The sequence below is a fragment of the Pseudomonas sp. BIGb0176 genome, from assembly GCF_024810175.1.
Classification (GTDB): domain Bacteria; phylum Pseudomonadota; class Gammaproteobacteria; order Pseudomonadales; family Pseudomonadaceae; genus Aquipseudomonas; species Aquipseudomonas protegens.
This window is the reverse complement of sequence record NZ_JANUEC010000002.1, coordinates 1,327,597-1,348,643: the sequence shown is the minus strand read 5'-3', so window position 1 is coordinate 1,348,643 and position 21,047 is coordinate 1,327,597. Positions and strand designations below refer to the sequence as shown.

Annotated in this window: 19 protein-coding genes; 5 read left to right on the top strand and 14 right to left on the bottom strand. The window is 61.5% G+C overall.

Annotated features, from left to right (window positions below; genetic code table 11):
- Nucleotides 1–61: 61 nt before the first annotated feature.
- From M2395_RS17230 to M2395_RS17205, 6 genes are all read right to left on the bottom strand, one after another.
- The gene (locus tag M2395_RS17230; RefSeq protein WP_053156360.1) at nucleotides 62–1,468 is read right to left on the bottom strand and encodes an OprD family porin; all 1,407 of its coding nucleotides are present in this window, start codon (nucleotides 1,466–1,468) and stop codon (nucleotides 62–64) included.
- A 166-nt stretch (nucleotides 1,469–1,634) separates the two neighbouring features.
- Nucleotides 1,635–3,236 (bottom strand): ABC transporter substrate-binding protein, encoded by a 1,602-nt coding sequence (locus M2395_RS17225; RefSeq protein WP_011059236.1) that lies wholly within the window; start codon nucleotides 3,234–3,236, stop codon nucleotides 1,635–1,637.
- Between the two features lie 309 nt (nucleotides 3,237–3,545).
- Nucleotides 3,546–5,171: an ABC transporter substrate-binding protein gene (locus M2395_RS17220; RefSeq protein ID WP_011059237.1), complete on the bottom strand. Its 1,626-nt coding sequence runs from the start codon at nucleotides 5,169–5,171 to the stop codon at nucleotides 3,546–3,548.
- Between the two features lie 113 nt (nucleotides 5,172–5,284).
- Complete coding sequence (locus M2395_RS17215) at nucleotides 5,285–5,692, bottom strand: hypothetical protein (RefSeq protein ID WP_019096050.1); 408 nt, start codon at nucleotides 5,690–5,692, stop codon at nucleotides 5,285–5,287.
- Nucleotides 5,693–5,957: 265 nt separating this feature from the next.
- Nucleotides 5,958–6,521, bottom strand: a complete 564-nt coding sequence (locus M2395_RS17210; RefSeq protein WP_015634148.1) for a helix-turn-helix domain-containing protein — start codon at nucleotides 6,519–6,521, stop codon at nucleotides 5,958–5,960.
- Between the two features lie 195 nt (nucleotides 6,522–6,716).
- Complete coding sequence (locus tag M2395_RS17205) at nucleotides 6,717–7,433, bottom strand: SIMPL domain-containing protein (RefSeq protein WP_011059238.1); 717 nt, start codon at nucleotides 7,431–7,433, stop codon at nucleotides 6,717–6,719.
- A 229-nt stretch (nucleotides 7,434–7,662) separates the two neighbouring features.
- Between M2395_RS17205 and M2395_RS17200 the strand changes: the two genes are divergently transcribed.
- The 3 genes from M2395_RS17200 (at nucleotide 7,663) to M2395_RS17190 (ending at nucleotide 11,304) form a co-directional block, all read left to right on the top strand.
- The gene (locus M2395_RS17200; RefSeq protein ID WP_011059239.1) at nucleotides 7,663–8,925 is read left to right on the top strand and encodes an ATP-binding protein; all 1,263 of its coding nucleotides are present in this window, start codon (nucleotides 7,663–7,665) and stop codon (nucleotides 8,923–8,925) included.
- Entirely contained in the window at nucleotides 8,918–9,478 is a 561-nt protein-coding gene (locus M2395_RS17195; RefSeq protein WP_011059240.1) for a response regulator transcription factor, read from the top strand. Before M2395_RS17200 ends, M2395_RS17195 begins: the two co-directional genes overlap by 8 nt.
- A 98-nt stretch (nucleotides 9,479–9,576) precedes the next feature.
- Entirely contained in the window at nucleotides 9,577–11,304 is a 1,728-nt protein-coding gene (locus M2395_RS17190; protein ID WP_015634150.1) for an ABC transporter ATP-binding protein/permease, read from the top strand.
- Nucleotides 11,305–11,401: 97 nt separating this feature from the next.
- On the opposite strand, the gene M2395_RS17185 is transcribed toward M2395_RS17190, so the two are convergent.
- Together M2395_RS17185 and M2395_RS17180 are read right to left on the bottom strand one after the other, a co-directional pair.
- Nucleotides 11,402–11,593, bottom strand: coding sequence for a hypothetical protein (locus tag M2395_RS17185; RefSeq protein ID WP_011059242.1), 192 nt, complete (start codon nucleotides 11,591–11,593; stop codon nucleotides 11,402–11,404).
- Nucleotides 11,594–11,606: 13 nt separating this feature from the next.
- Nucleotides 11,607–13,247, bottom strand: a complete 1,641-nt coding sequence (locus M2395_RS17180) for a hypothetical protein (protein WP_015634152.1) — start codon at nucleotides 13,245–13,247, stop codon at nucleotides 11,607–11,609.
- A 259-nt stretch (nucleotides 13,248–13,506) separates the two neighbouring features.
- Here M2395_RS17180 and M2395_RS17175 point away from each other — a divergent pair, with 259 nt between their 5' ends.
- Nucleotides 13,507–14,448 (top strand): AEC family transporter, encoded by a 942-nt coding sequence (locus M2395_RS17175; RefSeq protein WP_011059244.1) that lies wholly within the window; start codon nucleotides 13,507–13,509, stop codon nucleotides 14,446–14,448.
- Nucleotides 14,449–14,502: 54 nt separating this feature from the next.
- Here the strand turns inward: M2395_RS17175 and M2395_RS17170 are convergent, their stop codons facing one another.
- The 6 genes from M2395_RS17170 to gatC form a co-directional block, all read right to left on the bottom strand.
- Nucleotides 14,503–14,883 (bottom strand): carboxymuconolactone decarboxylase family protein, encoded by a 381-nt coding sequence (locus M2395_RS17170; protein ID WP_011059245.1) that lies wholly within the window; start codon nucleotides 14,881–14,883, stop codon nucleotides 14,503–14,505.
- Entirely contained in the window at nucleotides 14,880–15,944 is a 1,065-nt protein-coding gene (locus M2395_RS17165; RefSeq protein WP_026020272.1) for a calcium/sodium antiporter, read from the bottom strand. Before M2395_RS17165 ends, M2395_RS17170 begins: the two co-directional genes overlap by 4 nt.
- 50 nt (nucleotides 15,945–15,994) lie before the next feature.
- Nucleotides 15,995–16,369 carry a septal ring lytic transglycosylase RlpA family protein gene (locus M2395_RS17160; RefSeq protein ID WP_015634153.1) on the bottom strand — a complete coding sequence of 125 codons (375 nt, stop codon included), beginning with the start codon at nucleotides 16,367–16,369 and terminating at the stop codon, nucleotides 15,995–15,997.
- A 187-nt stretch (nucleotides 16,370–16,556) separates the two neighbouring features.
- Nucleotides 16,557–18,002: an Asp-tRNA(Asn)/Glu-tRNA(Gln) amidotransferase subunit GatB gene (gene gatB / locus M2395_RS17155; protein ID WP_015634154.1), complete on the bottom strand. Its 1,446-nt coding sequence runs from the start codon at nucleotides 18,000–18,002 to the stop codon at nucleotides 16,557–16,559.
- A gap of 10 nt (nucleotides 18,003–18,012) precedes the next feature.
- Nucleotides 18,013–19,464: an Asp-tRNA(Asn)/Glu-tRNA(Gln) amidotransferase subunit GatA gene (gatA, locus tag M2395_RS17150; RefSeq protein WP_053149031.1), complete on the bottom strand. Its 1,452-nt coding sequence runs from the start codon at nucleotides 19,462–19,464 to the stop codon at nucleotides 18,013–18,015.
- A 16-nt stretch (nucleotides 19,465–19,480) separates the two neighbouring features.
- Complete coding sequence (gene gatC / locus M2395_RS17145; protein ID WP_011059250.1) at nucleotides 19,481–19,768, bottom strand: Asp-tRNA(Asn)/Glu-tRNA(Gln) amidotransferase subunit GatC; 288 nt, start codon at nucleotides 19,766–19,768, stop codon at nucleotides 19,481–19,483.
- A gap of 211 nt (nucleotides 19,769–19,979) precedes the next feature.
- On the opposite strand from gatC, the gene mreB reads away from it, so the two are divergent.
- Nucleotides 19,980–21,017 (top strand): rod shape-determining protein MreB, encoded by a 1,038-nt coding sequence (gene mreB / locus M2395_RS17140; RefSeq protein WP_002555108.1) that lies wholly within the window; start codon nucleotides 19,980–19,982, stop codon nucleotides 21,015–21,017.
- Nucleotides 21,018–21,047: the final 30 nt, after the last annotated feature.

The following is a 21,047-nucleotide window of genomic DNA, read 5'->3' as shown; positions in this document are numbered from 1 at the left end:
CGATTGAACCAGATTAGCTTGAATGGCGGATTCGTCATGAATCCGCCCTTCAACTGGTGGGTTAGAGAATATTGAATGGAATGGTGGTAACCAGTCGGAATTCATTGATGTTGCCGTCGGCCTGGTTCTCGCTGGCGCGGTGCGTGGTGTAGGTGGCACGGATCGCGGTGGCTTTCAGCGGGCCGCTCTGTACGGCGTAGGAAGCACCGATGCCGTATTCGTAGTGGTGCTCGCCGTCCATGGTGCGTACGCCATAGACCGTACCGTCTGCCTTGACGCCGCTGTAGGCGGTGCCGTTGTAGTGGGTACCGTCGATGCCCCAGCCACGGGCCTGGTAGATGTTGAACTTGAGGCCGGGCACGCCGTACTCGGCCATGTTCAGGCCGTAGGCGATCTGGAAGGATTTCTCGTTCGGGCCGTTGAAGTCCGAGAGCAGGGAGTTGGCCAGGTAGATGCCGTTGGTTTCGTGCAGGTAGTCGAAGTACTCGTTACCGTTAATTTCCTGGTACGAGAAGGTCAGGCTGTGGGCCTGGTGGGTCAGGCCGAGCGACAGCGAGTAGGTGTCGTTGTCGATCTCGCCCATCTTCTTCTTGCCGGTATCGACGGTCTTGTAATAGTTCAGGCCGGTGGTCAGGCTCAGCACCGAGCTGTCGCCCAGCTCGTGGGTGGCGCCGAAGTAGTACTGGTTCCAGAAGTCTTCCACCTTGGAGGCGTAGAGGCTGGTCTTCAGGCTTTTCAGCGGCTGGTAGTTGGCGCCGACCAGGCTTACGCGATCGGTCTCGGCACCGTTGCTGTTGTACTCGGAGCTGAACTTGGACAGGCTCTGTTCGGTCCGTGGCGATACCCGGTCGAAGCTGCCGGCGTCGAACGACAGGTTGTTGAACTCTTCGCTGTGGATGCTCACCCCTTCAAAGCTCGAAGGCAGCGGACGGTTGCCGATGACGTCGACGATCGGCGTGCTGAAGTTCTGCCGGCCGGCGGTCAGGGTGGTGTTGGACACGCGGAACTTGACGTTGGCCAGGCCCAGCTTGCTCCACTGGCCCACGGCGTCGCCGTCGGAGTGGGTCAGGGTGCGGTTGTTCTTGCCGGCGATGTCCTTGCGGTCACGATCCAGAGCAATAGCGTTGTAGGCGGCGACTTCGGTGCTGACGCCCACGGTGCCTTCAGTGAAACCCGAGGTGTAGTTGAGGATAGTGCCCTGGACCCAGTTGATACGGCGCGGGGTCGAGGTATCTACACCATTGTGCTGGTACGAAAAACGGTCGTTACGACGCTTCAGCTCGTTGGCGTACCAGTTGCGCGTGGTACCCGACAGGCTCTGCCCTTCGATAAAACCCTTGGTCTCAGCCTGGGCACTGGTGGCGTTCAGTTCAGTCGGGACGAAGTCCTGGCTGACGTTCTCCGCATAGGCCGAGGCGGTGATGCTACTGATAGCCAAGGCTAACAATGCGCTGCTGCTCAGTTTCATGGGTGAAGCTCCTTTGTTTTCTTTTTTAAATGCCGGTTTTTTTGGGCCGGCTGGTTTTTGGAACTCATTCAAGGCATCGCAAACGTTTGCATGTGGCTTGATCGCCGAATTCAGGCAAAGCGTCTGCGTGAGGGCGAAAATCGCCCCCAGGGTTTTGGCTCATCGGTTATGGGGCTAGGCTGACACCCGAAAAGGCGTTGCGGCCGAAAGGACTGACCTTGAAACCTTCGACTTTCGCGCTCAGCGGCTGGTTGATCGTCGAGTGGGCCACCGGTGTGATAGGGACCTGTTGCTTGAGCAGTTGCTGGGCCTGTTTGTACAGCAGGCTGCGCTGTTCACGGTCGGTGACGACCTTGGCCTGCTTGATCAGCTTGTCGTACTGCGGGTTGCACCACATGGAGTAGTTGTTGCCGCCAATGGCGTCGCAGCTGTACAGCGTGCCCAGCCAGTTGTCCGGGTCACCGTTGTCGCCGGTCCAGCCGATCAGGCTGATGTCGTGTTCGCCGTTCTTGGTGCGCTTGATGTACTCGCCCCACTCGTAGCTGACGATCTTCACCTTGAGGCCGATCTTCGCCCAGTCGGACTGCAGCATCTCGGCCATCAGCTTGGCGTTGGGGTTGTAGGGGCGTTGTACCGGCATGGCCCAGAGGGTGATTTGCGTGCCTTCCTTGACCCCGGCGGCCTTGAGCAGCTCCCGGGCTTTTTCCGGGTTGTAGGCGGCGTCCTTGATGGTTTCGTCGTAGGACCACTGGGTCGGTGGCATGGCGTTGACTGCCAGCTGCCCGGCACCCTGGTACACGGCGTTGAGGATGCTTGGCTTGTTCACCGCCATGTCCAGCGCCTGGCGCACTTCGAGCTGGTCGAAGGGTTTGTGCTGCACGTTGTAGGCGATGTAGCCCAGATTGAACCCGGGCTTTTCGATGACTTGCAGTTTCGGGTCGTTTTTCAGCGTGTCGATATCGGCGGGGCGCGGGTGCAGGGTCACCTGGCATTCGCCGGCCCGCAGCTTTTGTACCCGTACCGAGGCGTCGGTGTTGATGGCGAAGATCAGCCGGTCGAGCTTGACCCGGCTTGGGTCCCAGTAGTGCGGGTTGGCGCTGTAGCGGATCTGCGAGTCTTTCTGGTAACGCTGGAACACGAAGGGCCCGGTGCCGATGGGTTTCTGGTTGATCTGGCTCGGGGTGCCGGCCTGGAGCAGTTGCTCGGCGTATTCGGCGGAAAGGATCGCGGCGAAGCTCATGGCCAGGTTCTGGATGAAGGCCGCATCCACGGTATTGAGGGTCATGACTACGGTCAGCGGGTCGGTCTTTTCGACCCGGGCGATGTTCTTGTTCAGGCTCATGCCGTTGAAGTAGGGAAACTCCGTCGGGTAAGCCTTGCGGAATGGATGTTCGGCGTCGAGCATGCGGTTGAAGGTGAACAGTACGTCGTCGGCGTTGAGGTCTCGGCTCGGCTTGAAATAGGGCGTGCTATGGAACTTCACCCCTTCGCGAAGGTGAAAGCTGTAGGTGAGACCGTCCTCGGAAATGTCCCAGCTCTTGGCCAGCGCTGGCAGCACGTTGGTGGCGCCTCTTTCGAACTCCACCAGGCGGTTGTACAGAGGCTCGGCGGCATCGTTGTCGGTAGCAGTGGTGTATTGGGCGGTGTCAAAGCCCGCCGGGCTGCCTTCGGAACAGAACACCAGGCTGCGTTCGGCGGCGGTGCCGAACGAACTGGCGGCCAACAGGCCGCTGCCCAGCAGGGCCGGGAAAATCCAGGAATGACGCATGACCGTACTTCTCCATTTTTGTTGTGATGAACAATGGGCCATGACTCCTTCCTGGAGCCTGTACAGGCCATTGATGCCAAACCACTACGTGCGGCAGGTGCCCGTTGGCAGACGCAGCTTCGCCTTGCACCGACCTTGAGGGTCGAGGGCCGGGTGGTAACTGCGTCGAACCTGAAATGCCTGTAGGAATCGGCTCTGAATTCGCAAGACAGTGCGCCAGTGGCGGGTCGTTGCGCAGTAGAGACCGAGCTCCAGCGGGCCGGGCTGGTAAAGCAACGGCGACGTCATGGACGTCGCCGTTGCAGAACCTTATTTGCCGATGCTGACGCCGTAGAAGGAGTTCAAGCCAAAGGGGCTGATTTTGAAATCCTGCACGTTGGCGCGCATGGGTTGGAACACCGTCGAGTGAGCGATAGGTGTCATCGGTACTGCATCTTTGAGGATGTGTTGCGCCTGCTTGTACAGCTCGGTGCGCTTGGCTACATCAGAGGTAGCCTTGGCTTGCTTGATCAGGGCGTCGTAAGGCTTGTCGCACCATTTCGAGAAGTTGTTGCCGTTCATTGCATCGCAACCGAACAGGGTGCCGAGCCAGTTGTCGGGGTCACCATTGTCGCCGCTCCAGCCGATGATCATCGCCTGGTTCTCGCCGCCCTTGGAGCGCTTGATGTACTCGCCCCACTCGTAGCTGACGATGTTCACTTTCAGGCCGATCTTCGCCCAGTCCGACTGCAGCATTTCGGCCATCAGCTTGGCGTTGGGGTTGTAGGGACGCTGTACCGGCATGGCCCACAGGGTGATCTGGGTGCCTTCCTTGATGCCGGCTTCCTTGAGCAGCTCCTTGGCTTTCTCGGGGTCGTACTTGGCGTCCTTGATGGTGGTGTCATAGGACCACTGGGTTGGAGGCATGGCGTTGACCGCCAGCTGGCCGGCGCCCTGGTACACCGAATCGATGATCTGCGGCTTGTTCACCGCCATGTCCAGCGCCTGGCGCACCTTGAGGTCGGCCAGCGGGTTGGCATCGGTACGGCCCTTGAGGACCGGCATCACGTTGTAGGCGATGTAGCCGAGGTTGAAGCCTGCCTGTTCAGGCATCTTCAGGGTCTTGTCTTCCTTGAGGGCCTTGAGGTCGGCCGGACGCGGGAAGAGGGTGACCTGGCATTCGTTCTTCTTCAGCTTCTGGATACGCACCGAGGGGTCGGTGGTGATGGCGAAGATCAGGTTGTCGATCTTCACGTCTTCAGGCTTCCAGTAGTCCTTGTTGCCGGTGTAGCGGATGTTCGAGTCTTTCTGGTAGCTCTTGAACACGAAGGGGCCAGTGCCGATCGGCTTCTGGTTGATGTCGCTGGCCTTGCCTTCCTTGAGCAGCTTGTCGGCGTATTCGGCGGACTGGATCGAGGCGAAGCTCATGGCCAGGTTCTGGATGAAGGCTGCGTCCACGGTCTTGAGGGTGAACTTGACGGTCTTGTCGTCGACTTTCTCGACCTTGGTGATGTTGGTGTCCATCCCCATGTCGGTGAAATACGGGAATTCGGTGGGGTAGGCCTTACGGAACGGCATGTCCTTGTCGATCATGCGGTTGAAGGTGAACAGCACGTCGTCGGCGTTGAAAGTACGGGTCGGGGTGAAGTACGGCGTGGTGTGGAACTTGACGCCTTCGCGCAGGTGGAAGGTGTAGGTCAGACCGTCGTCCGAGATGTCCCAACTGGTGGCCAGGCCCGGAATGACCGCGGTGCCGCCACGTTCGAACTGGCTGAGGCGGTTGTAGAGGGTTTCGGCTGAGGCGTCGAAGTCGGTTCCGGTGGTGTACTGGCCAGGGTCGAAACCGGCCGGGCTCCCTTCAGAGCAGAACACCAGGTTAGTCGCCGCTTGGGCGAAGGGTGCGCTGGCGAGCAAGCCGGCGCTGACTAATAACGGAAGGACTGCTTTCTTGAACATGGTGGCCTCATGATTTGTTGTCATTTTTGGTGTAGAGGGCGACCTTGTGAGTCGACCCGCCGATACTTATGCAGCCCTCATACCCAATGCAAGATGCAGGGCTGCCACAAGTCTCAAAGAGTGGAACGAACGTACAGGAATGACGCATTTGTATAAATCTTGACGCATTTGATCGTTTGCGCCGGTGTTTTGTGGTGCATGCGCTGCCTTTTCACGGGGCAATCGAAGCCCATCGCGCCCACTCTTGGTGCGGTGCTGGCTGGTGTGCCGGGTGATGCTTGGCCCAGGCGCCCGGCCTTGTCTGACCGGATGGAGATGGGCGGCTGGGTGAGGGAGGCCGTGGAGAACGGATGCCCGCAATTTTGCTGGCGATGGCGCGTGCTCGGCACATCGTCGCAGGTGCTGAATTCGGGGCTCGCAGTGAGGTTGTCACTGTGGAGGTCGCTGCGGGTTTGTGACGGCGTAGTGCCGCGGATCAGACCAGTTGTCTGCCAAACCTGGAGCGGAAAGGTCTTATCCATGCAAACCTCATTTTTTCTTTTTCTAGGGCATATCTGAGGATTGGCCTTGTGGGCCATGGAAACTCGCCTTCTTATGGGGAGTGGATGCAGCCCCATGGACCCTGTGCGGCGACGGCGATCGCTTTGTTGTGTTGTTGATAGTCGATTCGCCGATGCCGAAATTAAGTCATGCTGAAATCGTGGTCAACGAAAATTAAGCGTGACTAACATTTCTCCTTGTGCACAGGTTTGTCCCAGGGGTTCGACTGACGGCCGTGCGCTGGGCTCAGGCCGCGGAATGGTCGTCGAACAGGCCCATGGTGGTGACGGTCAGGACTTCTGCCGGGCCATTGCCGACGTTGGCCAGGCAATGAGTCTTGGTGGCGTCGAAGTGCACCGAGTCACCGGCACTCAGGGGATATTGACTGCCCTCGATGGTGTAGACGATCTGTCCTGAAAGCACGTAAGAGAACTCCGAGCCGTCATGGGAAATCAGCTCGGACTGGTAGCCCACCGGTATGTTCATCTTGACCGCGTTGATCAGGTTTCCGGGAAAGGAGCTGGACAGGCGCTCGTAGGCCAGTGGCTGGCCTTCGATGGTGTAGCGCACCCGCTTGCCGTCGTGGGAGTCGGGTTGCGCCTGGATCGGCTGGTCGAACAGGGCGTTCAGCGGAACGTTCAGAGACTTGGCGATATTGACCAGGGAAGAGATCGATACACCCGTGAGATTACGCTCTGCCTGGGAGAGGAAGCTGGCGGTCAGACCGGATTCGCTGGCGATCTGGCGCAGGGTTTTCTTGGCGGCGCGGCGATAGCGACGCAGGCGTTCGCCGATGCGATCTGCGGTCATTGAAGAGACTCTTATAGGAAAGAAGCAGTATACCCGGCGGACGTCAGCAACATCTGAGCTGCTGCGTACCGCGGGGCATAACTCTAACACCACAAAGCCGGGTTCCCCCGGGTCCGGGTTGAAATAGCCGGTAACGAAAAACGGCGATAACCTTGATGCCGCAGGTTATCGCCGTTGGAAGACGCAGGGAAAAGGTCAGGGCATCAGCACTTCGATGGCGCCGTCGGCGGTCATGCTGACCTGGCTGGTGCCGGCCTCGACTTCTGGTGTCACTGGGGCCGAATCCATGCTGGCGGCCTTCATCATCATCGGCGCGCGCATGTAAGGCTGTGGATAGCCATTGCTGTTGAGGTTCAGGTTGACGATCTTGTAGCCCTTGCCGCCCAGGGCCTCGGTGGCCAGTTGCGCACGGGCCTTGAAGGCCTTGACCGCATCCTTGAGCAACGCGTCTTCGCTGGCCTTGCGGGTCGGGTCGGCGATGGCGAAGTCCATGCCACCCATCTTCAGGTCGCCCAGCAGTTCACCGGTGAGCTTGGACAGCGCGGCGAAGTCGGAGCTTTCCAGGCGCAGTTCGGCGCGCTCACGCCAGCCTGTGATCTTCTGGCCCTTGCCGTCGTAGATCGGGTAGCTGTTGCGGCTGCCCTGGCGCAGGGTCACGTCCTTGACCTGGCGCGCCTGGTCCAGGGCCTTGTTCATGGTGGTGGTGATTTCTGCGGCGAGCTTGGCCGGGTCGGTGTTCTGCGATTCGCTGTAGAGGGTCACGATCATCAGATCCCGAGCCACTTCCTGGCTGACTTCGGCGCGCAGGGAAATCTGGTTGTAGTGCAGTTCATCGGCGGCCAGGGCGGGCAGGCTGGTGAGGGTGCCGGCGCTGAGTGCGAGAAGGGCGACGCTGCGACTGAAATGCTGCATGAAAACTCCTTGAGTGCGGTCCGCAGGATAAGGTCAGAGCCTGGGTGAAACCTTCAGACTGTGGTTTTTATTCCTCGTTGCGGCCAATTACAACTTTGATACACATGATCGCCATGGATCGTCCGCGGCCGCTCAAGCCAGTGTGGCGCTTTGCCGCAGTTTTGCCTGTGCCGGGGGCTGCTTGGTTATACTCCCGGCGATTGCCCTGGAGCGCTCATCAGGAGAGCTCATGCTCGCCCCCGTAAAATTGCTGTCCGCAACCCGTCAGAACCTCTGGCGCCTGACCTTTATCCGTACCCTGGTGCTGGCCGCTCAGGCCGGTTCGGTGGGGCTCGCCTACTGGCTGGACCTGCTGCCGCTGCCCTGGTTGCAACTGGGCGTGACCCTGATGTTTTCCATGGTGTTGTGCGCTTTCACCGCGATCCGCCTGCGCACCTCGTGGCCGGTGACGGAGCTGGAGTACGCCCTGCAACTGGCCTGTGACCTGTTTATCCACAGTGTCCTGCTGTACTTCTCCGGTGGTTCCACCAACCCCTTCGTCTCCTATTACCTGGTGCCCCTGACCATCGCCGCGGTGACCTTGCCGTGGCGCTACTCGGTGGTCCTGTCGGGTATCGCCCTGACGCTCTATACCCTGTTGCTGGCGCGTTTCTACCCGTTGCAGACCTTCCCCATCGCCCGGGAGAACCTCCAGGTCTACGGCATGTGGCTGAGCTTTGCCCTGGCTGCGGCGGTGATCACCTTCTTCGCTGCACGCATGGCAGAAGAGCTGCGCCGCCAGGAAGAACTGCGGGCGATCCGGCGCGAAGAGGGGCTGCGCGACCAGCAATTGCTGGCAGTGGCGACCCAGGCCGCCGGCGCCGCCCACGAATTGGGCACGCCCCTGGCGACCATGAGCGTGCTGCTCAAGGAAATGCGCCAGGACCATCCCGACCCGCTGCTGCAGGATGACCTCGGCGTGCTCCAGGACCAGGTCAAGCTGTGCAAGGAAACCCTGCAGCAACTGGTGCGCGCGGCCGAGGCCAATCGCCGCCTGGCGGTGGACATGCAGGAAGTCACCCAGTGGCTGGACGAAGCCTTGAACCGTTGGCACCTGATGCGCCCGGAAGCCAGCTACCGTTTCCATCTGTTGGGCGAGGGGCCGGTGCCGCGCCTGGCGCCGCCGCCGGACCTGACCCAGGCCCTGCTCAACCTGCTGAACAATGCCGCCGATGCCTGCCCCGAAGGCCTGGAAGTACGCCTGGACTGGGACGCGGAAAACCTCACCATCAGTATTCGTGACCACGGTGCCGGAGTACCCTTGGCCATCGCCGAACAGATCGGCAAACCGTTTTTTACCACCAAGGGCAAAGGCTTCGGCCTGGGCCTGTTTTTGAGCAAGGCCAGCGTGACCCGCGCTGGAGGCTCAGTGAAACTCTACAGTCATGAGGAAGGCGGAACGCTCACCGAGCTGCGCCTGCCCCGTGCCGCCCGAGGAGACGACCATGAGTGAAGAGATCCAAGTCGAAGGCGAGGAACTGCCGCACCTGTTGCTGGTGGATGATGACGCCACCTTTACCCGCGTGATGGCCCGTGCCATGAGCCGCCGCGGTTTTCGCGTGAGCACCGCCGGTTCCGCCGAGGAGGGCCTGGTCATTGCCCAGCAGGACCTGCCGGACTACGCCGCGCTGGACTTGAAGATGGATGGCGACTCCGGGCTGGTGCTGTTGCCCAAGCTGCTGGAGCTGGACCCGGAGATGCGGGTACTGATTCTCACCGGCTATTCGAGCATCGCCACCGCGGTGGAAGCGATCAAGCGTGGCGCCTGCAACTACCTGTGCAAGCCGGCGGATGCCGACGATGTACTGGCCGCGCTGCTCTCCGAACACGCCGATCTCGACACCCTGGTGCCGGAAAACCCGATGTCGGTGGACCGCTTGCAGTGGGAACACATTCAGCGCGTGTTGACCGAACACGAAGGCAACATCTCCGCCACTGCCCGGGCCCTGGGCATGCACCGCCGTACCTTGCAGCGCAAATTGCAGAAGCGTCCCGTGCGTCGCTGAACCGCGACTGAACGAATGTCCGCTGGGCGTCGTGAAAAAGCGAGCCGATCTACTATGATCGGCTCAACGCTTGCCCTTCTTCCTATCGAGCCTCAACGATGAATCAGAACGCTGAATACTCCGCGGTCAACGATGCCGTGCGCGGGCAATTCTTTCGCCGGGTCTGGGCCATGATCACGCCGTACTGGCGCAGTGAGGAAAAGGGCAAGGCCTGGCTGTTGCTGGTTGCGGTGATCGGCCTGTCGCTGTTCAGCGTGGCCATCTCGGTGTGGATCAACAGCTGGTACAAGGACTTCTACAACGCCTTGCAGAAAAAGGACGAAGCGGCGTTCTGGCACTTGATCCTGTATTTCTGCGGGATTGCCGCGGTGGCGATCCTGGGGGCGGTGTACCGCCTGTACCTGACCCAGATGCTGACCATCCGCTGGCGGGCCTGGCTCACCGAGAAGCACTTTGCCCGCTGGCTGGGCCACAAGAACTACTACCAGCTGGAGCAGGGCGGCTACACCGACAACCCGGACCAGCGGATTTCCGAAGACCTCAACAGCTTTACCAGCAATACGCTGTCCCTGGGCCTGGGGCTGATCCGCAACATTGTCAGCCTGGTGTCCTTCTCGATCATCCTGTGGGGGGTGTCCGGCAGTATCGAGGTGTTCGGCTACACCATTCCCGGCTACATGTTCTGGTGCGCGCTGGTCTACGCCGCTGTCGGCAGCTGGCTGACCCACTTGATCGGGCGCCGCCTGATCGGCCTCAACAACCAGCAACAGCGCTTCGAAGCCGACCTGCGTTTTTCCATGGTGCGGGTACGGGAGAATGCCGAGAGCATTGCCCTGTATGACGGCGAGAAGAACGAGAACCAGCGTCTGAGCAGCCGTTTCGGCAAGGTCTGGCACAACTTCTGGGACATCATGAAGGTCTCCAAGCGCCTGACCTTCTTCACCGCCGGGTATGGCCAGATTGCGATCATTTTCCCCTTTATCGTGGCTGCCCCGCGGTACTTTTCCGGCAAGATCGAGCTGGGTGAGCTGATGCAGATCAACTCGGCATTCGGGAACGTTCAGGAGAACTTCAGCTGGTTCATCAGTGCGTATTCGGACCTGGCGGCCTGGCGCGCCACCTGTGATCGTCTGCTGAGTTTCCGCCAGGCCATGAGTGATAACGAAGAACGGCCCCCGGCTATCGACGTGCAGCATCAGGGCGAACAATTGTGCGTACGTGACCTGGGCCTGGACCTGGCCGATGGCCGGCATCTGCTGGCCGGCGCCGAAATGACCGTGAATCCAGGTGAGCGGCTCATGCTCAGCGGCCGTTCCGGCAGCGGCAAGAGTACCTTGCTGCGGGCCATGGGCCGGCTGTGGCCGGCCGGGCACGGGAGCATCCTGCTGCCGAACCGGCGTTACCTGTTCCTGCCGCAAAAGCCCTATCTGCCCATTGGCAGCCTGCGCGAAGCCTTGAGTTATCCACAGTCTGGCGACAGCTACCCCCAGGAGCGTTATGCACAGGTCCTGGAAACCTGCCGCTTGCCCCATCTGGTGGCGCGCCTGGACGAGAGCAATCACTGGCAGCGCATGTTGTCGCCGGGCGAGCAGCAGCGCCTGGCCTTTGCCCGGGCCCTGCTCTATGCACCGCAGTGGCTGTACATGGATGAGGCCACTTCGGCCATGGACGAAGAGGACGAAGCCACCTTGTATCAGGCGCTGATCGATCAGTTGCCGGGCCTGAGCATTGTCAGCGTCGGCCATCGCAGCAGCCTCAAGCGCTTCCATCCACGGCTCGTTCGTATCGAGCAGGGGCATCTGCAAGAGCAGACTCTTACGGCCTGACGGAGGGCCGAGCGCTAGCCTCAAGCCCAGCGCCCTTGCACCGCCGGTGCAAGGGCGCTGGGCCGTTTCGCGAGCGAGCCGTTCCTACAGACCGCGATCAGGCCTGGTGCAGGATCGAACGGTCCACACGTACGGCCAACTGGCCGCTGCCCGGCTTCGCGTTGAAGGCCACGTTGCCATGTTCATCCACGCTGGCTCGGGCGATCGGGGCGCCGTTGAGCAGCAGCTCCAGTGGTGCATCCTTGAGAGACTGGCCGGAGGCCAGTTGCAGTTTCAGGTTGATAGCCATGGTGATCTCCTTATCAGGCGTTGCTGTCGATGAAGTGGCTGGCGTTCTTGTCGATGGAGCCCACCAGCTCCGGTGAACCACCACGGAACTGGCGGAACACATTGCGCCCGGTGGCGCTGCTGTTGCTGGTACCGGCCGGAATGCTCAGGGTTGGCTGGAAGCTGTCGCTCAGTTCCACATAGGCCGACCAGGGGCCGATGTAGGACTCGTTCAACCCGTTGGTTTCGCTGAGGGCGTAGCGCACCGCGTGGCCTGGCAGCCAGTTGGGTTCGCTGGGGCTGTGGCTCTGCCAGCCATCGGCGAGGATCACCGGAACCGCGCTGGGGGTTTCCAGGTAGCCGGTCGGCTTGTTCGGGCTGTAGTTCTGCAGCAGCAGGTAGGTGCTCCAGCCCCACCAGTTGTCGATGGTCTTGCTGTCATTGAGGTTGTTGACGTCGCTGCGGCGCAGGACCTTGTCGCCACTCATCACGAACAGTGGCGAGAAGTTGCCGGTTTTCGCGGCATTCAGGTCCGGCAGGGTTTTCAGGGCTGCGTAGCTGGCGGGTGCGGGGAGGTTGCCGCTGAGGTAGCTGGCGAAGATTTCGTCTGCCGAACTCTGCACAGCCATCTTCACTTGCTGGCGATTGCGATGGTCGACGCTGTCGAAGTAGCGCTTGTCGCCATAGGCGTGCCAGCGATCGCCCTGGGCGTTGCTGACATTCAGGCCGAACTTGCTGTCCTCGTCATGCATGAAGCGGGTAATCAGCGAACCCAGGTCGCTGGGGGTGACGACTGCCGCCACCTGTTTGCGCGGCACCCGTACGTGGCCGGAGGAGAACAGATCGGTGAGGAAATGGTCGGCGAAGGCGTTCATTGCGTAAGCCAGTTCCAGTTGCTTGTCGTCCGCGCTCTTGCCCGCCAGTACCGCTTGCTGCAGCGCTGCGGTATGGCCTGCGGTGTAGGCAGCCAGGGCCCACTCGCCGAAGTGATCGGCGTTGTTGGCCGCCAGCTTCAGGTAGCGCCCCAGGGGGAACAGGGCGGATACCACGCTGCCGCCCCCGGTTATCTTGTTCCACTCCTCGGACAGGGTGTCGCCCAGGGCGTCATAGGCTTCATGGGGCTGCTTGCCGTCGCGGATCGCCTGGTTGGCGGCGACGATTTCCTTTTGCATCACCGCAAGGATCTGCCGGGCTTCGTCTTTCGCCGCCGGCAGTACCGCAAGGGAGTTGAACGCCGCGATAAAGCGCTGTACTCGATCACTGGGGGTTGCGCCTTCGCAGATCGGCTGCTCGGGAATGCCATAGAAGTCGCCCCCCAGGGCCACCACCTGGCCGTAGGTCAGCGCCAGGCCGTTAGGCAGGTGCAGTTCGACCTGCCACGCCGGGATGGCCGGTGCATCCTTGACGAAGCGCAGCAGGGTGCTGTCGCCGATGGCTGTGTGTTCGCCGCCCTCGAAACGCAGCTGTGGCTGGCCCTTGGTGGTTTTTTGTGCAGAACGAGGCAGGTCTTCCGGGCGGTGGTACTTGATGGTGTGGTGGCCATCGGCGACCAGTACCAGGGTGTCGCCATCGCCGGAAATGGCGATGCCTTGTTCACTGAACAGGCGGTCCAGGTCGGCGACGATCTTGCCCGCGTGTTGTGGCTGTTGCTGCTTCTGTGCAGAGAGTCCTGACATTTCTAGCTCCTTGATATGTCATGGGGATATTTCCTTATTTAACTGTATGCATATACAGTTAAATCGAGCATAGAGGAAAACGTTTTCCCGTCAAGAAGCGAATGCACCGCTGCAGCATTTTTTCTTTCGCCCCGCAATGGAGCCGCAGGCTGGGTACTGCGTGGGGCAGGCAGATCCCATGGAAGCGAGGCTCCAGACGCCAGCGTGCGGATTGAATTATTATTAGCGCCCTAACGACAGGCTCAAGGTCCACCCGCCCATGCTGGCTATTTTTCTCGAAACCCTGACGATCACGGCGCCGGTCTTTGCCATGTTGCTGCTCGGCCTGTTGCTCAAACGGGTGGAATGGATCGACGACAACTTCATTCATACGGCCTCGGCCCTGGTGTTTAACGTCACCATGCCGGCGCTGCTGTTTCTCGGCATTGTCCATGCCGACCTGCATTCATCGTTGAAACCCGGGGTGCTGATCTATTTCTCCTTGGCCACCCTGGCGTGCTTTGGCCTGGCCTGGGGCTGGGCGATCTGGCGTTGCCCCAAGGCCGACCGCGGGATCTATACCCAGGGCGCGTTTCGCGGCAATAACGCGATCATCGGCCTGGCCCTGGCTGCCAGCATGTACGGCGATTACGGAATTTCCCTGGGCGCAGTGCTCGCAGCCCTGGTGATCCTGTTCTACAACACCCTCTCGACCATCGTCCTGGCGGTCTACAGCCCGGTGATCAAGTCCGATCCCTGGAGCATCTTCAAGAGCGTTGTCAGCAACCCGCTGATTGTCAGTGTGCTGGTGGCCGCACCGTTCGCCTACTGGCAGATCGGCATTCCCAACTGGCTGGAAACTTCGGGGCGCTACCTGGCGCAGATGACCCTGCCCCTGGCGCTGATCTGCATTGGCGGCACCTTGTCCCTGGCAGCCTTGCGCAACAGCGGCGAGCTGGCGATGAGCTCCAGTTTGCTGAAGATGGTCAGCCTGCCGGCCCTGGCGACCCTGGGGGCCTGGCTGTGCGGGTTTCGCGGGGCGGAGTTGGGGATCCTGTTCCTGTACTTTGGCAGCCCCACCGCGGCGGCCAGTTTTGTCATGGCCCGGGCGGCCAATGGCAACCACGAACTGGCGGCGGCGATCATCGTCATCACCACGGTGATGGCGGCGGTGACCACCAATATCGGGATTTTCCTGTTGCAGTGGGGTGGGTGGATCTAGGCTTTGCCGCGAGCCGGCTCCTGCACGGCTATTGCGTAGGAGCCGGCAGCAGGTTCACTGCGGTTGCTGATAGGTGTCTATCACTTCCTGGGCCGCGCGAAACGCATCGATGGCCGCCGGCACTCCGGCATACACCGCGCAATGCAGCAGCGCTTCACGAATCTCTTCGACACTGCAGCCGTTGTTCAGTGCGCCGCGCACGTGGCCCTTGAGTTCCTGTGGGCACTTGAGTGCGGTCAGGGTCGCCAGGGTGATCAGGCTGCGGGTCTTGAGCGGCAGGCCCTCACGGTTCCATACACCGCCCCAGGCATGCTCGTTGACGAAGTCCTGCAAGGGCTGGGTGAATTCGGTGGCGTTGCCCAGGGCGCGATCGACGAACGCATCGCCCATGACCTGGCGACGCATCTGCAACCCGCTTTTCTTGTTCTCGCTCATGGTGCTTCCTTCTTGTGTTGGCGGCGCCAGGCTCGCAGCGAACTGAACAGCAGGAACGCCACTAGCGCTGGCAGGACGAAAAACAGCATCAGGTGTTCCAGCTTGCCGGCCAGAGGCATGCCGGTGGTGAAGGACACCACATGCAGCCCGTAAGCCAGGTACAAGCCCAGAAACAGCAGGCCTTCGGCCCGGGTCACGCGGTATCCGGAATAGAACACCGGCAGGCACAGCACGGCCACGCCGAGCATGACCGGCAGGTCGAAGTCCAGGGCATTGGGCGAGACCGAAAGAGGCGTCGGTGCCACCAGGGCGGTGAAGCCCAGCACTCCCAGCAGGTTGAACAGGTTGCTGCCGATGATGTTGCCCACGGCAATCTCGCGCTGGCCGCGCAGGGCCGCCAGCAGCGAAGTGGCGAGTTGGGGCAGGGAGGTGCTGACGGCGATCACGGTCAGGCCCATGACCCGCTCGGAAAGCCCCAGATCGTCGGCCACGGAGACGGCGGCGCCCAGCAGCAAGTGCCCGGCGAAGACCAGCAGGCCGAGGCCGAGCAGGACCATCAGCAGGCTGCTGATGCGCGGTGCCCAACTGCGCTGGCCGGCCGGTGCGGGTGAGTGGGGGCGGTGCGAATGGCGGGACTGGCGCAACAGCAGGCCCAGGTACAGCACCAGGGCTGCCAGCAGGATCAGGCCGTCGCTGGGGCTGAGTTGTTCGTTGTAGGCCAGCACGAACACCAGCAGGCTGGCGCCGATCATCAGCGGGATGTCCAGGCGCACCAGTTGCCGCGAGACCCGCAGCGGGATGATCAGCGCGGACAGGCCGAGGGTCACCAGGATGTTGAAAATGCTGCTGCCGATCACGCTGCCCACGGCAATGTCGGTGTTGTCGGCCAGGGTCGCCTGCAGGCTGATGGCCATTTGTGGCGCGCTGCTGCTGAAGGCGACGATGCTCAGGCCAATGATCAGTGGACGCATGTGCAGGCGTGCAGCCAGGCGGATGGCCGCGCGCACCAGCAGTTCGGCGCCGGCGATCAGCATCACCAGGCCGCTGATGAGCTGGATCAGGCTGAGCAGGGGCAGTTCGGCAAAAGCGGTAATGGCGTGGGCTCCCGGGGTCAGTCGCTGAGGGCTTGGACGCGGACTTTGGCAGTTCCGCTGCGCAGCATGTGCAGTTGTTGGGCGGCGGCGCGGGACAGGTCGATCAGGCGGCCTCGGGTGTGCGGGCCTCGGTCGTTGATACGTACCACGACGCTCTTGTCGTTGCCCAGGTTGGTGACCTGTACCCGGGTGCCGAATGGCAGTTCGCGGTGGGCGGCGGTCAGGCCGTTCTGGTCGAAGGGCTCGCCACTGGCAGTGCGATTGCCGTGGTGCCGAGCGCCGTAATAGGAGGCGGTGCCGGTTGCGTCATAACCCCGGGGGTCGATGACGTGGCTGGTGGCGCAGCCAGTGAGCAGAGCGAGCAGGGCGCTAGTGGCAACCAGACGCTTCATTCGGGAGCTCCGATGGTTGATGTGGCGAGGGAGCGTACTCCCGCTGGTCTGTCTGGCAGACCGCAAGCCGACGGCGATGTTCCTTGCTGGAGCGGCGCCGGCCGGTTTGCAGTCGCTGTCGGACCGAGCGGGAGCACGCTCCCTCGTCACGCGCAAGCGGCCGGGGCCGCTTGCGGTTAAACCCCGATCAGCCCTCGAGCTTGCTCTTCAGCAGCTCGTTGACCTGTTGCGGGTTGGCCTTGCCTTTGGATGCTTTCATCGCCTGGCCGACGAAGAAGCCGAACATCTTGCCGCGCTTGGCCTCATCGGCGGCACGGTACTGTTCGACCTGTTCGGCGTTGGCTGCGAGCATCTCATCGAGCACCGCAGAGATCGCGCCGCTGTCGGTGACTTGCTTGAGGCCACGCTTGTCGATGATCTCGTCGGCATTGCCTTCGCCATTGGCCATGGCTTCGAACACGGTCTTGGCGATCTTGCCGGAGATGGTGTTGTCCTTGATCCGCAACAGCATGCCGCCCAGTTGTTCGGCCGAGACCGGGGCTTCGTCGATTTCCAGGCCCTGCTTGTTCAGCAGGCTGCCCAACTCGACCATGACCCAGTTGGCGGCGAGCTTGGCGTCACCGGCGATGCTGGTGACCTTCTCGAAGTAGTCCGCCTGCTCACGGCTGGTGGCCAGTACGCTGGCGTCGTAGACCGACAGGCCGAACTGCTCCTGGAAGCGTTCGCGTTTCTGTGGTGGCAGTTCCGGCAGGGTGGCGCGTACCTGGTCGAGGAAGGAATCCTCGATGACCACGGGCAGCAGGTCCGGATCGGGGAAGTAACGGTAGTCGTTGGCTTCTTCCTTGCTGCGCATCGGACGGGTCTCGTCCTTGTTCGGGTCGTACAGGCGGGTCTGCTGGATCACTTTACCGCCGTCTTCGATCAGCTCGATCTGGCGACGGATCTCGCTGTTGATCGCCTTCTCGATGAAGCGGAACGAGTTGACGTTCTTGATCTCGCAGCGGGTGCCGAACTCGACCTGGCCCTTGGGACGGATCGAGACGTTGCAGTCGCAACGCAGGGAACCTTCGGCCATGTTGCCGTCGCAGATCCCCAGGTAGCGCACCAGGGCGTGGATCGACTTGACGTAGGCCACGGCTTCCTTGGCGCTGCGCATGTCAGGCTCGGAAACGATTTCCAGCAGGGGCGTGCCAGCACGGTTCAGGTCGATGCCGGTGGCACCGTTGAATTCTTCGTGCAGGCTCTTGCCGGCGTCTTCTTCCAGGTGCGCGCGGGTGATGCCGACGCGTTTCATGGTGCCGTCTTCCAGAGGGATGTCCAGGTGGCCCTTGCCGACGATCGGCAACTCCATCTGGCTGATCTGGTAGCCCTTGGGCAGGTCCGGGTAGAAGTAGTTCTTGCGGGCGAACACGTTGTGCTGGCCGATCTCGGCGTCTACTGCCAGACCGAACATCACCGCCATGCGCACCGCTTCCTGGTTCAGCACTGGCAGCACGCCGGGCATGCCCAGGTCGATCAGGCTGGCCTGGGTGTTGGGCTCGGCACCGAAGGCGGTGGAGCTACCGGAGAAAATCTTCGATTGAGTGGTGAGCTGGGTATGAATCTCCAGCCCGATCACGACTTCCCATTGCATGTGTGTCTCCTCAGAAGCCGGTTGGGGTGCGGGTGTGCCAGTCAGTGTTCAACTGATACTGGTGCGCAACGTTGAGCAAGCGGCCTTCCTGGAAATACGGAGCGAGCAGTTGCACGCCGACCGGCAAGCCGTCGACGAAGCCGGCCGGCATCGACAGGCCCGGCAGGCCCGCGAGGTTGGCGGTGATGGTGTAGACGTCTTCCAGGTATGCAGCGACCGGGTCGCTGCTCTTGGCGCCGAGCTTCCAGGCCGGGTTGGGCGTGGTCGGGCCGAGGATGATGTCGACTTCGTTGAACGCGCTCATGAAGTCGTTCTTCACCAGGCGGCGGATTTTCTGCGCCTTGAGGTAGTAGGCATCGTAGTAGCCGGCGGACAGTGCGTAGGCACCGACCATGATCCGGCGCTGCACTTCGCTGCCGAAGCCTTCGCCGCGGGAGCGCTTGTACAGGTCTTCCAGGTTTTCCGGGTTCTCGCAACGGTAGCCGAAGCGCACGCCGTCGAACCGCGACAGGTTGGAAGAGGCTTCCGCCGGGGCGATCACGTAGTACGCGGGGATGGCGTGCTGCATGTTCGGCAGGCTGATTTCCTTGATCACCGCACCGAGCTTTTCCAGCTCCTTGATGCTGTTGTGGATCAGCTCGGCGATGCGCGGGTCCAGGCCGGCGCTGAAGTATTCCTTCGGCACGCCGATGCGCAGGCCCTGCAGCGAGCCGTTGAGGCCGGCGCTGTAGTCCGGCACCGGTTCATCGATGCTGGTGGAGTCGTTCGGGTCGAAGCCGGCCATGCCTTGCAGCAGGATCGCGCAGTCTTCGGCGGTGCGCGCCAGTGGGCCGCCCTGATCGAGGCTGGAAGCGTAGGCGATCATGCCCCAGCGGGAAACGCGACCATAGGTCGGCTTCAGACCGGTGAGGTTGGTGAAGGCGGCGGGCTGGCGGATCGAGCCGCCGGTGTCGGTAGCCGTGGCGGCTGGCAGCAGGCGCGCAGCGACCGCGGCGGCGGAACCACCGGACGAACCGCCGGGTACGTGTTCGAGGTTCCACGGGTTTTTCACCGCGCCGTACCAGCTCGACTCGTTGGCCGAGCCCATGGCGAATTCGTCCATGTTGGTCTTGCCCAGGGTCACGGCCCCGGCAGCGGCCAGCTTGGCGACCACGGTGGCGTCGTAGGGCGCCTTGAAGTTGTCGAGCATCTTCGAGCCGCAGCTGGTGCGGATGCCCTGGGTGCAGAACAGATCCTTGTGGGCGATCGGCGCGCCCAGCAGGGCACCGCTCTCACCATTGGCGCGACGCTCGTCGGCGGCCTTGGCCTGGGACAGTGCCAGGTCCTGGGTGAGGCTGATGAAGCTGTTGATCTGCGGATCCAGCTGGGCGATGCGCGCCAGCAGGGTCTGGGTCAGTTCTACAGAAGAGAATTTCTTGTCGGCGAGGCCGCGGGCGATCTCGGCCAGAGTCATGTGATGCATTGCAGGCTCTTTCCCTTTAGTCGATGACTTTCGGAACCAGGTACAGGCCGCTTTCGACCGCTGGTGCGATGGACTGATAGGCCTCGCGATGATTGGACTCGGTCACAACGTCTGCGCGCAGGCGCTGGCTGGCTTCCAGGGGGTGGGCCAGGGGCTCGATACCGTCGGTATCGACTGCCTGCATTTCATCCACCAGCCCGAGAATGCTGTTCAGGGCGGAGGTGATGTGTGGAAGATCGCCTTCATTGAGCTTGATGCTGGCCAAATGAGCGATTTTTTCCACGTCGGAGCGTTCAAGCGCCATGGGATTCTCCAGTGGAAAACAAAAACGGATTTCGTCCGCGTGTTAGATTGTCGGAACACTACCGCATTTCTACGGTCTTATGGCCGCGATTGTGGGGGTTGGTGCACAGAAAAGCGGCCAATTTAACATATTGGCGCCTTGCCCAAAATCCCTGTCGTTGTTAGAGTTTGCCGCACTTTTTTACCCACGCGTTGCCTAGGGTCCCTTTCCCATGTTCAAGAAACTGCGTGGCATGTTTTCCAGCGATCTTTCCATTGACCTGGGCACTGCCAACACCCTTATTTACGTGCGCGAGCGCGGTATTGTCCTGAATGAACCATCGGTTGTGGCCATTCGGACCCACGGTAATCAGAAAAGTGTTGTCGCGGTTGGTACTGAGGCCAAGCGCATGCTCGGTCGTACCCCGGGCAACATCGCAGCCATTCGTCCGATGAAAGACGGCGTGATCGCCGACTTCAGCGTTTGCGAAAAGATGCTGCAGTACTTCATCAACAAGGTTCACGAAAACAGCTTTCTGCAGCCCAGCCCACGTGTGCTGATCTGCGTTCCATGCAAGTCCACCCAGGTTGAGCGTCGCGCCATCCGTGAATCGGCCCTTGGCGCCGGTGCCCGTGAAGTGTTCCTGATCGAAGAGCCGATGGCCGCTGCGATCGGTGCCGGCCTGCCGGTTGAAGAGGCCCGCGGTTCGATGGTCGTGGACATCGGTGGTGGTACCACTGAAATCGCCCTGATCTCCCTGAACGGTGTGGTCTATGCCGAATCCGTACGGGTTGGCGGCGACCGTTTCGACGAAGCGATCATCACCTACGTGCGTCGCAACTACGGCAGCCTGATCGGTGAATCCACCGCCGAGCGCATCAAGCAGGAAATCGGCACCGCCTACCCGGGCGGCGAAGTGCGTGAAGTCGACGTCCGCGGCCGTAACCTGGCCGAAGGCGTGCCACGTGCCTTCACCTTGAACTCCAATGAAGTGCTGGAGGCTCTGCAAGAGTCTCTGGCAACCATCGTTCAGGCGGTGAAAAGCGCCCTGGAGCAATCGCCTCCGGAACTGGCCTCGGACATCGCCGAGCGCGGCCTGGTGCTGACCGGTGGTGGCGCGCTGCTGCGTGATCTGGACAAGCTGCTGGCCCAGGAAACCGGCCTGCCGGTGATCGTTGCCGAAGACCCGCTGACCTGTGTCGCTCGCGGCGGTGGCCGTGCATTGGAAATGATGGACAAACACACCATGGACCTGCTCTCCAGCGAATAACTTCGCCGGTTGCATCTATGCTGTTGCGCT